Consider the following 13,323-nt stretch of genomic DNA (forward strand, 5'->3'; position numbering starts at 1 on the left):
TGGGGCCGCGGGGGACGATGGACGAAAGGGTTCCTCTCATGCGAGCACAGCGCGCGAGGCGTGTCCTCGCGGCGTCGGCTGCCGGCCTGCTGATGGCGGGTGGCGCCGCGATCGGCTCGGCGGGCGTCGCATCGGCGACCGACTCCAACAGCCACGACCACAGCAGCTTCAGTCGGAACTGCGACGACAACGATTACGGCTGGTGGAACAACAACGACGACGACTGCGACAACAACGGCCGTCACGACAACGACCACAGCGACCACCGCGACAACGGAGATCGCAACGGAGACCACGACAACGGAGACCATGACAACGGAGACCATGGCAACGGAGATCACGGCGACGACTACGGTCGGTGACGACTGATCCGGCGTCTCCCTGACGCAGTGCGACGTGCGACCCCCAGCGGGCCGCACGTCGGCTGCTTCACGCCGCCAGTCCCGCCTCGGCCAGCAGATACGCCGTCATCGGGTCGTAGTGGCGGGGGCTCACCACATGGTCGTCGAGGGGGACCGCCACCTGCACGGTCCCCTCGGACTCCGCGATGAACAGCGCCGGGTCGTTGCAGTCGGCGTACCCGACGGAGTCCACACCGTGCTGCCCGGCGTAGCCCGCCCAGCCGTGGTCGGCGACGACGAGGTCGGGCAGGGGCCGGCCCGCCCGCTCCAGCGCGGTGAGGATGGCCTTCATCGGCTCCCCCGAGTGCGTGTGCCACAGCGTAGCCCCGTGTTCGAGGACCGCCACGTCCGCGACCTGCCAGACGTAGCCCTCGTCCGTCTGGAGCCCGCTCGGGATGACGACGATCTCGCAGCCGGCGGTGCGCAGCGCGGCGGCGGTGGCGCGATGCACATCGAGCAGACCGCCGGGGTGACCGGTGGCGAACAGCACCCGCTGCCGCCCGTCGGCGGCCTTGCGCAGCCGCGCCGCCAGCCGGTCCAGACCGCCGGCCGTCAGCTCGGGGTCGATGGTGTCCTGGCCGTAGCGGTACTCGGGATCGTCGTTCACGCCGACCCGCTCGGCCATCACCGCGAGCACGTCCTGCTCGTCGCTCCAGCGGTCGCCGAGCTCCAGCCCGAGCCAGAAGTTGCGGACGCCGTTCGCGAGTTGGCGGTAGTGGGAGAGATTGTTCTCGCGAGGCGTGGCGACATCCCCGGCGATACGGGTTCTGACGAGGTGGTCGAGGAGTTCGACGCGGCTGGGCGTCCCGGGTATCGGCATGCCTCCCATTGTGGGGCAGCCGACTGTGCGCGTCTTGGCTGTTCCGGACGCCGGGACGCGCGTCAGTGGATGTACGTTCCCTCCACTCCGTGGCTCACAGCTGGACGAAACGTACACTTCGCAGCCGCTTTCCCGCTGCCTAGGGTCGGTGGTCGTCATCGTCATCAGTGCAGTCGCCAGAGAAGCAGTGCATACGCGACAAGGCGTAAGAAAGAGAGCATTTCTCCATGAGCAGCAACGAGACGCCTCGCGGCCCCGTCGACTCCTCCCGCATCCCGAGGTATGCCGGACCCGCGACCTTCGCCCGGCTGCCCCGCCTCGACGAGGTCGGCCGCGCCGACGTCGCCGTGGTGGGCGTGCCGTTCGACTCGGGCGTCTCCTACCGGCCGGGCGCCCGCTTCGGCGGCAACGCGATCCGTGAGGCGTCCCGGCTGCTGCGCCCCTACAACCCCGCGCAGGACGCCTCCCCCTTCGCCCTCGCCCAGGTCGCGGACGCCGGCGACATCGCCGCGAACCCCTTCAACATCAACGAGGCCGTCGACACCATCGAGGCGGCGGCGGACGACCTGCTGGGCACGGGCGCGCGCCTGATGACCCTTGGCGGCGACCACACCATCGCGCTGCCTCTCCTGCGCTCGGTGGCGAAGAAGCACGGCCCGGTGGCCCTCCTCCACTTCGACGCGCACCTCGACACCTGGGACACGTACTTCGGCGCGGAGTACACGCACGGGACGCCGTTCCGCCGGGCGGTGGAGGAGGGCATCCTGGACACCTCCGCCCTCTCCCACGTCGGCATCCGCGGCCCGCTCTACGGCAAGCAGGACCTCACCGACGACGAGAAGATGGGCTTCGGCATCGTGACGTCGGCGGATGTGATGCGGCGCGGTGTGGACGAGGTGGCGGACCAGCTGCGGCAGCGCATCGGCGACCGCCCCCTCTACATCTCCATCGACATCGACTGCCTCGACCCGGCGCACGCGCCCGGCACGGGCACGCCGGAGGCGGGCGGCATGACCTCGCGCGAACTCCTGGAGATCCTGCGCGGCCTGGCGTCCTGCAACCTGGTCTCGGCGGACGTCGTCGAGGTGGCCCCCGCGTACGATCACGCGGAGATCACGTCGGTGGCCGCCTCCCACACGGCGTACGAACTGACCACGATCATGTCCCGCCAGATCGCCGAGGCCCGCAAGGAGAACGAGGCCAAGTGACCCACGACCACGACCTGGAACTCCGCCCGACGGCCGCCCAGACGAAGGCGGCACTTAACCCTCCTCCGGGCCGCACCGGCGGAGACCTGGTCGTGGAAACGCTGTCCGGGCTCGGCGCCACGACGGTCTTCGGCCTGCCCGGCCAGCATGCGCTCGGCATCTTCGACGCCCTGCGCCGCTCCTCGCTGCGCTACATCGGCCTGCGGGTGGAGAACAACGCGGGCTTCGCGGCGGACGCGTACGGCCGCATCACCGGCGAGGCGGCCCCGCTGCTCCTCTCGACGGGCCCGGGCGCGCTGACGTCCCTGGCGGCGCTCCAGGAGGCGGCGGCCGCTTCGGCGCCGGTGCTGGCGATCAGCAGCCAGATCCCGACGGCGGGCCTGGGCGGCGGCCGCCACGGCTATCTGCACGAACTCCCCGACCAGGCGGCCTCGTTCCGAGGCGTGGTGAAGTCGGTCCACCAGGTCCGCACCCAGTCACAGATCCCGTCGGCGATCGCGGAGGCCTGGAAGTCGGCGCTGACGGCGCCGCACGGCCCGGTGTGGGTGGAGATCCCGCAGGACGTCCTCCTCGCCGAGACGATGCTGCCCGTGGTGACGGCACCGGACGCGACCCCGGAGGAGCTGGTCCCCCGCCCCGAACTAACGGCCCTGGCAGCCCACTTGCTGTCGAACGCCGCCCGCCCGGCGATCATCGCGGGCGGCGGAGTGGTGCGGGCGGACGCGTCCCGCAAGCTGCGCCAGTTGGCGGAGAAGATCAACGCCCCCGTCGTCACGACCTTCGGAGGCAAGGGCGCTTTCCCGTGGACGCACCCCCTCTCCCTCCAGTCCTGGTTGGAGGACCGCCACACGACGGACTTCTTGGAGGACGCGGACGTCCTGCTGGTGGTGGGCTCGGGCCTGGGCGAATTGTCGTCCAACTACCACACGTTCAAGCCGCGGGGCAGGATCATCCAGATCGAGGCCGACCTCGGCAAACTGGAGTCCAACCACCCGGCGCTGGGCATCCACGCGGACGCCCGCCTGGCGCTCCAGGCGCTGCTGGAGACGGTGGAGGAACGCCCGGACGAGACGGCGAGGAACCGGGTGGAAGAACTCCTGACGAAGGTGGCCGACCGCATCACTGCCCAGGAACTCCCCCTGGAACAGGGCCTGTTGAAGTCGATCCGCCGCGCCCTCCCCGCCGACTCCCCGTCCTTCTGGGACATGACGATCCTGTCCTACTGGGCCTGGTCGGCCTTCGACGCCAAGGCCCCCAACACCATGCACTCGGCCCAGGGCGCCGGCGGCCTCGGCTACGCCTTCCCGGCAGCGCTGGGCGCGGCAGCGGCCGACCCGATCAGCCCGGTCCTGGCGGTCTCGGGCGACGGCGGCGCGCTCTACTCGATCGCCGAGTTGGCGACGGCGAAGCAGTACGCCCTCCCCGTCACCTGGCTGATCATCGACGACGGCGGCTACGGCATCCTCCGCGAATACATGACAGCCGCCTACGGCGAGCCAGCAGCGACGGCGACGGAACTGACCCGGCCGGACTTCGTGGCCCTGGCGGAGTCGTTCGGGGTACCGGGGGTGCGGACGTCCCCGGAAACCCTGGAGACGGACCTGGCGAAGGCCCTGGGGGCGCCCGGCCCGTCGGTGCTCGTACTCCCGGCGGTACTACGGATGTTCGCGCCCACGCACCTGGGCTGATCGGTACTTCAACTCCAAGGCGTCTCGTTCGGAGTGTTCCGTCAAGATTGGGTAGCCAGATCGGCGGGTCCGTCGAACATGGCGTTCCTCAATACCGCCATGGCCTCGGAGTCGTCCCCGAGGGAGGACGGGGAACTCAGCGGGAGTCCGCGCGCGATGTGGTCCAGGGCCACTTCCTCCGGGGTGCGCCCTTCCAGCGGCAGTTCGGCCCAGATTGCTTTGCCGATGCCGTGTCGGCGGGGGCAGCAGCCCCATCGCTGTGCGAGGGCGTCGATAAGAGCAAGGCCTCGGCCGTGCTCGTCCGTGTCGATGGCTGTTCTCAACTGCGGTCGGCTGTTGTTGGCGTCGGCGACCTCCACGCGCAGTCGTTCGTTGTACCGGGCGACTCTCACCCCGATCTCCCGTCCGGCCGGCATCCGTGCGTGCAGGAGCGCGTTGGTGACCAGTTCCGAGAGCAACAGCTCAGCAGTGAAGGCTACTTGAGCGTCGATCTTCCATTCCAGGAGTTGAATGCGCAGAAGGTCCCGGGCGCGCCTGGCGCTGCGAGGGCTGTGCGATAACCGCCACTGGGCCTCTGACATGCCGGTAGTTGAGTTGTGCGGGGGCGTGGCGTGGGCTGACATGGCGTCGACCTCCGGGCAGTCAGTGAGATGAGAACCGGACATCTCTAGAGATGTAGCCAGTGAAGCAGTTGTGCAGCCATCTCCGCCACACATCTCTAGAGATGTGAACGAAAGTGCTCGGATGGCGTCGTCGCCAGGCTGTAGCGCGTGACGCTTGATGCCTAGGATGTCTAGAGATGATCAGAGGAGAGACCTGCATGAGCAGCCGGGACGCGGGGCGTCAGCCCAAGTACCAGCGCATCGCCGCGGAACTGCGGGCGGCCATTGAGGCGGGCGAGTACGGGCCCGGTGAGCGCCTCCCCGGCGAGAACGACCTCATGGCGGCGCACGGCGTGGCCCGTATGACGGCCCGGCAGGCGCTCGGCGTTCTGCAGGCGGAGGGGATCGTCGAGGCGCGCAAGGGCGCCGGGGTGTTCGTCCGGGACTTCAGGCCCATCCGCCGCCGTGGCATCGAGCGGCTCGCCCACGCGCAGTGGGGAGAGGAGCGATCCGTCTGGGAGGCCGATGCCGCCGGTCGTGAACTCCTCGTCGACTCGGTAGAAGTGAGTGAGGAGGATGCCCCCGATGTGATCGCGGGGGTCCTCGACCTGGCCGTGGGCGAGGGCGAGGGCGAGAAGGTCTGCGTCCGCCGCCGCCGTTACACCCTCGACGGCAAGCCGGTGCTGCTCGCCACGTCCTATCTGCCCGCCGACCTCGTCTCCGGCACGCCGATCACCCAGCCCGACACAGGGCCCGGCGGCCTCTATGCCCGGCTCGCGGAACTGGGCCGCAAGCCCGTCCGCTTCCGTGAGGAGATCCGCTCCCGCATGCCCAGCGCGGACGAGGCCGAGCAACTGGCGTTGCCTTCAGGTGTGCCCGTGGTCCTGGTAGCCCGTACGGCTTTCGACGCCGAAGGCGCTGCCGTCGAGGTGAACGAGATGGTGCTGGACTCGTCGGCGTACGTGCTGGAGTACGGCTTCGAGGCGTGAACCGAGGATGCGGCTTCATGGCGCACGATCTGACACGGATGTTCTTCAGGCTCCGCCATTCCGCTTCGGGATTCTCTTGGGGATCACGCCCTGCCGGCACCCTCTGCCCCACACTGACATGAATTGGGATCGCTGGGAGTTCATGTACACGGGGACTGCCACCGAACCTTGGTATTCTATCTGGAGCCGAGGGCTGACGGTGATCTAAAACAGATAGAGGCCGGACCTGAAATACCTCAAAAAAGGAATCCCCGAGTGGAGCCGCACCGGCGACCGGTTCACCGCACCGTATTCCATTCTCCGTCTCCTGGCGTGGCGAAGGTTGCACGTTATCGGCGCCGAACGCCCTTACGTGCGTGGTTGATCGCCTACTCGGGTGTGTTGTGGTCCTCTCGACCGATGCCCAAGGCCGCCGCTTCGCCACCCCTGGTGGCGTAACAGCCGCGCGCCCGGTGCGGACAGTCCCCGGGAAGGGAAGGTCTGCACCGGGCGCGCCAGATACTAAGGAGCGGCCTGGGCGTTCACGTACATCACCCGCGCTCAGAGGCCTTCACTTTGAGCGAGCGCCGATGCCCTCGGATTGACAGCACTGACTGCATCAGGCGACAGGATCCTCAGCCGTGATCGCGTCGCGTGTCACCTCGTAGGCAGCTTCCGCTTCCGGATCCCGTTCCATCATGCGCTCCCAGAAATCTCCTGCGATCCATTCCTTGGGCCCCAGGCTCAGCCCGCCTTGCTGGTAGATCTCCACACTCCACCGGGAAGGAATGGTGTCAGACACCTGCTCAAAGAACTCCCCGCTGTACAGGCCAGCGAGGTCGTCTGGTGAGTGCTCGATCCGAAGGGAGGAAGAACCGTCTCTGCGTACGTGCAGTTCGAGTACGACGTATTCCTGTCCTGGAGTGAAGTAATACCTGCCATCAACAGGTCTGGGAGGGGCGTCTGGGGCTCCCAGATATCTAACTCTCACTTTCTCTTCCCTCCGCCAAACTTCACCTTGTAGTCGTATAGGTAGACTTCTCCGCTCACTTCGTTCATGTAGAAGTGAATATCCAAGGTTCCTTCGCCTCCCGGGGTGTTGACTCGAGGGGTGCCGTACTTGCCCCACTGGTCAACACCACCGTGCGCTTTGAAATACTCCTCCAGGTGAGGATTCTCAATTTTGGAGCCCTCTATAATTTTCTCGGAGCGCGCGATGGTTTCCGCAGTGAGGTTGCCATCCGTAGTGAACAGTTTGGCCGCTGCGGCTGCATCGGCCTCGTACTGTAGCTGCTTCCCAAGCCGTGGCCCGTTAGCGGCGTTGGCCGCGCCTCCATGGGCGGCACCGGATGGCATGCTGCCACCTGCGGCACCGCCTGTTCCTATTTCGGCTATGACTTCACCGCAACCTGCAGGGTTAGCCAGGCATGCCGCGGTGAGCTCTGGCCCGACAGCTGCAACGACCGGGGCGGCGACCACGGCCGCAGACACAACGGCGACGACGCCCAGGACCACCTTCTGCCAAGTCGCGAGCTTGCCTGCATCCGGAATGTCGTTGGCGTTGGGGTCGTAGTGCGGGTTCGTGCCCATGGCCCAGCAGGCGTTGCAGTAGCCGTCGTCCTTCTTGGGCTTCGGGTCAGGTCCCTTCTTGAAGACCACCTTCGCCGACTTGACGCCCCCGTCGGTGCGGACGGTGACGGTCATGGTGCCGCTTCCGACGGTGCCGCCCGAATTCTGGTACTGGAACGACTGGGTGTACGTCCGCGTGGAGTGGTAGACCCACTTCCCGTTGGACATTGTCATGTGGTCCCGGTAGGTGCCGCCCTTGCCGTCGCTGCACCCTTGGTCACAGGCCGTTATCGGCCGCAGGCCGGTGGGGTCGGACATGGTGACGGGGGTGTTGTTGGCGTAGGCGTAGCCGTTGAGGGACTCGTGGTCCTCGGGGGCGAGAACCGGGTCGACGGAGAGGAAGCGTCCGGTGGTCGGGTCGTACTCGCGGGCGCCGACGTGGGTGAGGCCGGTGTCGGTGTCGGTCGGCTTGCCCAGGAAGCCCTTGTCGTCGGGCCAGACCGACGGTGTCGTGCCGCGAGACTCGCCGAAGGGCTTGGTGTAGCGGCGGGTTACGGCCTGCGTGGTGGCGTCCACTGTCATCGAGGCGGTGCCGTGGTGGTCGTCGACCATCCAGGACAGGCTGGTCTCGGTGCGGACGGCGGTGGCGTCGCCGGCCGGGTAGTAGCGCTGGGCGGTGAACTTGTTGGCGGCCGTGTCGTAGTGGAGTTCCTGGCCGGCCAGGTAGAGGACGGTTTTGTCGGGGCCGCGGCGGATCAGGAGTTCGCCGTTGGCGTCGTAGAGGTAGTCGGTGGTCTTGGCGCCCTCGGTGAGGCGGGTGAGTTCTCCTTCGATGTCCCAGGCGAGGTCTTGCGCGTTGCCGGTGGGGCCGTAGCGCCTGGTTGTGTTGCCCTGCTCGTCGTAGGTGAACGAGGTGGCGGCGGTGCCGTCGACGGTGACGGAGGTCAGGGTGTGGGGCTGGCCTGCGCCGGTGGCGTTGACGACCGGATAGCCGTATGCGGTCGTGGTGTCACCGGTGGCCTTGTGCTCGGTCTGGGTGTCGCGCAGGCCCCCAGGCTTGTAGGTCCAGCTGGTCCAGTACGGGGCCGGGCCGCCGAGGGCGGCTGCCGAGCGGGCGGTGGCGCAGTCGTTGGAGGACGGGGTCCACGCTTCGGTCAGACGGCGGTAGCCGTCGTAGGCGAAGCACTGGGTGTCCTTGCCGTTGGCTTGATCAGTGAGCGACAGGACGTTGCCGGTGGCGTCGTAGGCGTAGTCGACGTCGCTGGTGTAGCCGGTGTTGGTCTGGTCGACGGTGTGGGTGTTGGTCAGGCGGCGGGTGCCGTCCTCGTAGCGGTTGAGGATCTGGAGCTGCTTGGCGCCGGTGGACGTGCCCAGGCGGGTCTCCTCGACCTCGCCGTACGGGGAGTAACCGATGTTCTGGACGTAGCCGGTCATGCCTGAGGCGCCGGTGAGCATTCCGAGGTCGTTGTAGGTGTTGGCCACGGTCTCGGCGGGCAGGCCGGCTGCCGCGGGCATCGAGGTGGACTGGACGGTGCCGTCTCTGTTGTAGACGGTCGAGGTGGCGAAGGTCTGCGGCGCCCCGGCGACGACCAAGGGGTCGGTGGCGGCAAGGACGGTCTTGGTGCCCTTGGCGCGGCCGAGGGAGTCGTAGCCGGTGACGACCTGGGAGTAGATCTTGCCGGTGGTGCCGCCGACGTAGCGGATCGAAGCGGTCGGCTGTCCCTTGGCAAGGGTGTCGTAGGTGAACTTGGTCAGCTGGTGGGCGTCGTCCTTCGCTCCGTCCCAGGTACCGATCTTGCGATTCAGCACGTCGTAGTCGGTGATCAGGGTTCGTGAGACGCCGTTGAGGGTCGTGGTGACGGTCAGCGGCTGATCGGCATCGTTGTAGGCGGTGGTGACAGCGCCCTTGTCGGGGTCTGTGGAGGCCGTCTTGCGGCCGCGCAGGTCGTAGCCGTAGGTCCAGACCGCCCCGTCCGGGCCGGTCAGCTTCTTGAGCTGGCCACCAGGGGTGTACTCGTACAGCGTGCGGGTGTAGTCGGTGCCCGTCGGGACAGGGCCGCCGTACTCGCGGCGTTCGGTTACTCGGCCGCGGGCGTCGACGATCGTCATGAGGCCGGTGCCGCCCTCGGCCGCGGTGACGGCGGTTTGATCACCCTGTTCGTCGGTCTTGGTACGCCACTTCTCCTGGCCGTAGACCCGGAAGATGCCTTCGGTGGCACGGCCGGCCGCGTCGAAGACGGTTTCGGTGGAGGCGGGGACGGAGCCGGGGTAGGTGTTGGCCAGCGTGCCCGAGGGTGCGACGTCGTCATGAATCTGGCTGTTGGAGAGGTACGCCAGGCCGCGGTCGTCGTAGAGGGTTTCGGAGATCACCCGGCCGCCGTTCGGCGCGGGGACCTGCTTTTGGCGGGATCGCAGCAGGCTGTCGAAGATTTCGTAGGCGCTGTTGTAGGTCTTTCCGTCGTTCTTGAGAGCGTCGGTGCGGACCCAGGTCTCTTTGTCGTTGTTGACGCTGTAGGCGTAGACGATGCTGGCGGCGTCGCCGAGCGTGCGGGAGCGGTTGGGCTTCCAGACCGAGACCAGGCGGCCGAGTGCGTCGAAGGCCCACTCGGTGACGTTGCTGTTGGCGTCGGTGGTCTTGGTGGCCGTGCCCCAGGCCGGGTCCACCACGCTGGTGGTGGTGTAGAGCTTGGGGTCGGTGGTGGTCTTGGACGTCAGAGGACCGTAGCCGGTGTCGTCAGGGACGTAGGTGGTCTTGATCGTCTGGTTGAGGGCGTTGGTCGCCGTGGCAGGGCGGCCCAGCTTGTCGTAGGTGGCGCTGGACACCTGCTGGTAGACGGGAGTCTTGTCGACCGGGTCGTAACTTGCGACCCGGTAGGAGGCGGTGTTCTCCCCCTTGGTGGGGGCCGCCCCGACCGCCTGGCCGTCGTAGGCCGTCGTGACGTCGGAGACGACGTCGTCGGGTACCACCGGAGCGGCGGCGCAGCCGACGGCGTAGGTCTCGGTGCGCGACACGGTGTTCACCAGCCAAGCCGCGGTGTTGCGGGCGTAGCTGGTCCGCACGCATGATTCGTCGCCGGTCTTGGCGATGTCGCCGCTGTCCTCCACGCTGATCGGCATGCCGTAGGTGGTGTCATACGTGGTCTTCTGCTTGACCGTGCGCGTGCCGGTGGAAATCTTGGTGCGCGTGGCGGTCTCGCCGGCCTGGACGATCCAGGAGTCGGTGGTGCCCCAGCTGTAGGCGTGACTGCCGGTCTTGTACGACCAGGGGGTGTTGATGGTGCCGCTGAGTTCCTCGGCGCCGTTGTAGACGATGGTCTCGCGGACGAAGCCGGCGTACTGGCGGGCGTCGTCGACGGCGGTGCCGGCGGAGTCGGTGACCTTCTCCACGCGGGCGGTGCCGTCGAGTTCCTTCTCTCCGTTCAGGCCGCGCATGTACAGCGTGGACTTCTTGGAGCGCGGGCCTTCGGAGTCGCCGGAGGTCTGCACGACCTTGCCGTAGCCGCGCCACTGCGACCACGTGCGGTTGGACGACTTGGTCAGGCCCTCGTCGTCGGCGTAGGCCCAGCCGGCGCCGCCCTGGTAGTCGTAGTAGGTCTCCCCGGTGTCGCCGTGGCCGTAGGGGTCGTCCTGGAAGACGGAGGTGACCACGTACTTGTGGAACCAGTCGGTGACCGGGGTCGCGCCGGACTGGGACCACTTGACCGGGAAGCAGCGGCGGGTGTTCTTGTCGACGTTCGCCGGCATGCTCGAGCCCCAGATGCAGTCGGGGTCGGAGTAGTTGGCGGTGAGGGTGGAGCCGGTCTCGGACTTGATGGTGCGTACGCGCCACTTGATGTAGCGCAGGGTGTCCGGGCCGCTGCCCTCGACGTGGTTGGGCAACTGGATGCCACCGAAGACGACCGGCGGCATGGCGGCCGCGGTGGTGTTGGCCTTGCCGGTGTTCTGGATGGACTTCAGCCACAGGCTCGCCGAGGAGGCGTCACCAGTGTCGGGGAAGCTCTGGTCCAGGTGCCAGCTGTCGACGTTCCGGCGGGTGGTGCCGGTACCTGTCCACACCGAGGTGGTGACGTCGGTCAGGCGCTTGCGCGTGAAGAAGGACGGCCCGATCTGGGTGGCGCACTTGGTGCCGGACGCGCAGATCATGTCGAAGGGCACGTCGGGCCAGTCGGCCTTGGTGTCCTTGGTCAGGCTGGAACAGCCGCCGGAGGTGACGCAGCGCTCGGCGTAGGTGAAGTGGACCTGCTGGGCGGCGGGCTTGGCGTAGATCAGGTCGCTGCGCAGACCGTAGTCGATGCGGTTGAGGTAGCCGCCACGGATGTAGGCGGTCCCGTTGACAGTGGTGTTGGCGTTCTTCGAGTAGTAGTTCGTCTCCGGGGTGTACCAGTAGGTGGAGGCGTTGGCGTGGGGGTCCACGACGTAGTCCAGGTTCCAGCGCCAGGCCTGGTTGCAGGACGAGTCGGCGAAGCCGGTGGACTTGTAGCAGGGCTCGCCGGAGTCATCGCCGAAGACGGGTACGGTCCAAACCGAGTTGGTGACCGGGTCGTCGTCGGCGGTGGAGGTGGTGCCCTTGTCGCTCCAGCCGGGCAGGCGCTGCTTGCCGAAGAAGTACTGGACGCCGGACGCGTCCGTGACCTTCCAGTACTCGGTGTTGTCGTCGCCGTTGCCGGTGGCTCCGGTCAGGTGCTCGACGCGGGTGCCGTCCTCGTTCTTCAGCTTCCAGGCGCCGCCGGATGCCTGGGACAGGGCAGCGGTGTCGCAAGCCGCCTTGTCGGAGCAGGCGTTGACGAGTTCGACGGCCTTTCCGTTGAGGACCAGGGTGGCGTTGGCGTACTTCCAGCACAGGTCGCCCTTGCCGGACTGGCCGTCGTCCTTGCAGGAGCCGTACTTGCGCTCGATGTAGGACTCGGTGATCGAGAAGCCTTCGCCGACCACGGAAGTCTGGTTGTTCTCCCCGGCCGTGCGGCCGTCCACTGACGCGGAGTTGTAGGAGATGGACAGGTTCGGGGACGGGCCGGCCGTCGCCGGGGGCACCCGCAGGGGGTAGTTCCAGGTGAAGTCACCCGTGCTCCCGCCGGCTTCCCAGGTCGCGGTGGGGGACAGCGAGGTGGCGCTGTAGTCGCTGCCGCCGCCCGAGCTGTCTGCTGCCGCCGCCAGCAGCATCGGGGTGCCGGCCGCGAGAGTGCGTGCGGAGAGGGTTCCTGTCAGGGTCTGGGACTGCGCGTCGTTGTCCGCCCCCGCCAGGGGGGTCTGCGTGCGGCAGGACTTCTTCGACGGGGTGGTCAGCGCACACGCCGGGAGCGTCACCAGGTTCAGGCGGGGCCCGAAGTTGCCGCCGTAGACGTCGTTGAAGGAGGAGTAGTCCAAAGCGAGTCGGAGCGTGTCGCTGTCACCGGCGGCTGCGCCGGCGGAGTGGCCGGCGGCTCCCGCCGGGTCGACGGTGAGCAGGACGCCGTTGACGCCGGCCTCCTGTGCGGCGAGCCGTGAGTGGACGCTGAGCGCCACCTCCTCGGCCGGGCCGGTGGCCTTCGCCGTTGCCTTGCCCTTCGCCGGTTTGGCTGCCGCGGCGGCGGGCTCCTGGGCCAGCTCCACGCCGAGTCCGCCGACGGTGACCGGGGTCTTGCCGGTCGCCCCGACCTCGGCCGTGGCCTTGCCGGGCTTGGGCCAGGCCGCTTTCTCCGCGCGTTCGCGGGTCTTCTGGGAGGCGGGAAGGGCTTTGTCCTTGGGGGCTTTGGACGTGCCGGGCTTGAGCACGCCCACCTTGTCGGTCTTCGCGTCGGCCGGGTCCTCCAGCTGCTTACGGGCTGTCGAGGGCTGGGCCTGGGCGGCGAAGTCGTAGCCCGAGGGGACCACCACTTGCGGAAGGACGGAGAGAGCGGCCACGAGCGCGCCACGGCCGAGCCAGCGGCGTACGACCGCCCCTGACGCACGTGTGCGGAAGGGTCTTGAAGACAAGGTGATTCCCTGCGTTCGATTCGAAAACGGGCAGGAGCTCCGGAGGCAGCACTGATACCGGAGCGCACTTCTGAGCGATGCGAACAGCCCGGGTGGCCGGGCAACTGCCCGGCCA

At 67.8% G+C, this 13,323-nt stretch carries 8 protein-coding genes; 4 read left to right on the top strand and 4 right to left on the bottom strand.

Features of this window, described 5'->3' with window-relative positions; genetic code table 11:
* Nucleotides 1-38: 38 nt before the first annotated feature.
* Nucleotides 39-362, top strand: coding sequence for a hypothetical protein (locus tag B5557_RS43910; protein ID WP_159424438.1), 324 nt, complete (start codon nt 39-41; stop codon nt 360-362).
* Nucleotides 363-429: 67 nt separating this feature from the next.
* On the opposite strand, the gene B5557_RS28170 is transcribed toward B5557_RS43910, so the two are convergent.
* A complete protein-coding gene (locus tag B5557_RS28170; RefSeq protein WP_079665042.1) occupies nt 430-1,221 on the bottom strand; it encodes a phosphatase in 792 nt (263 codons plus the stop codon).
* Nucleotides 1,222-1,448: 227 nt separating this feature from the next.
* Between B5557_RS28170 and speB the strand changes: the two genes are divergently transcribed.
* Both speB and B5557_RS28180 read left to right on the top strand, forming a co-directional pair.
* Nucleotides 1,449-2,429, top strand: a complete 981-nt coding sequence (gene speB / locus B5557_RS28175; protein ID WP_079662082.1) for an agmatinase — start codon at nt 1,449-1,451, stop codon at nt 2,427-2,429.
* A complete protein-coding gene (locus B5557_RS28180; protein WP_079662083.1) occupies nt 2,426-4,117 on the top strand; it encodes a thiamine pyrophosphate-binding protein in 1,692 nt (563 codons plus the stop codon). The genes speB and B5557_RS28180 overlap by 4 nt, the downstream gene beginning before the upstream one ends.
* Nucleotides 4,118-4,158: 41 nt before the next feature.
* On the opposite strand, the gene B5557_RS28185 is transcribed toward B5557_RS28180, so the two are convergent.
* The gene (locus tag B5557_RS28185) at nt 4,159-4,698 is read right to left on the bottom strand and encodes an ATP-binding protein (RefSeq protein WP_173877743.1); all 540 of its coding nucleotides are present in this window, start codon (nt 4,696-4,698) and stop codon (nt 4,159-4,161) included.
* 239 nt (nt 4,699-4,937) lie between these two features.
* Here B5557_RS28185 and B5557_RS28190 point away from each other — a divergent pair, with 239 nt between their 5' ends.
* The gene (locus B5557_RS28190; RefSeq protein ID WP_079662084.1) at nt 4,938-5,708 is read left to right on the top strand and encodes a GntR family transcriptional regulator; all 771 of its coding nucleotides are present in this window, start codon (nt 4,938-4,940) and stop codon (nt 5,706-5,708) included.
* 598 nt (nt 5,709-6,306) lie between these two features.
* Here B5557_RS28190 and B5557_RS43915 read toward each other — a convergent pair.
* Together B5557_RS43915 and B5557_RS28195 are read right to left on the bottom strand one after the other, a co-directional pair.
* Complete coding sequence (locus B5557_RS43915) at nt 6,307-6,489, bottom strand: hypothetical protein (RefSeq protein ID WP_143688236.1); 183 nt, start codon at nt 6,487-6,489, stop codon at nt 6,307-6,309.
* A 185-nt stretch (nt 6,490-6,674) separates the two neighbouring features.
* Nucleotides 6,675-13,208, bottom strand: coding sequence for an RHS repeat domain-containing protein (locus B5557_RS28195; RefSeq protein WP_231976054.1), 6,534 nt, complete (start codon nt 13,206-13,208; stop codon nt 6,675-6,677).
* Nucleotides 13,209-13,323 lie beyond the last annotated feature (115 nt).

The sequence above is a fragment of the Streptomyces sp. 3214.6 genome (assembly GCF_900129855.1).
Lineage (GTDB): Bacteria > Actinomycetota > Actinomycetes > Streptomycetales > Streptomycetaceae > Streptomyces > Streptomyces soliscabiei.

Bases quoted from the DNA above. Each gene is read 5' to 3' on its own strand.
- B5557_RS28170 (WP_079665042.1), bottom strand. From the start codon at position 1,221: ATGCCGATACCCGGGACGCCCAGCCGCGTCGAACTCCTCGACCACCTC.
- B5557_RS28190 (WP_079662084.1), top strand. From the start codon at position 4,938: ATGAGCAGCCGGGACGCGGGGCGTCAGCCCAAGTACCAGCGCATCGCC.
- speB (WP_079662082.1), top strand. From the start codon at position 1,449: ATGAGCAGCAACGAGACGCCTCGCGGCCCCGTCGACTCCTCCCGCATC.
- B5557_RS43910 (WP_159424438.1), top strand. From the start codon at position 39: ATGCGAGCACAGCGCGCGAGGCGTGTCCTCGCGGCGTCGGCTGCCGGC.
- B5557_RS28185 (WP_173877743.1), bottom strand. From the start codon at position 4,698: ATGTCAGAGGCCCAGTGGCGGTTATCGCACAGCCCTCGCAGCGCCAGG.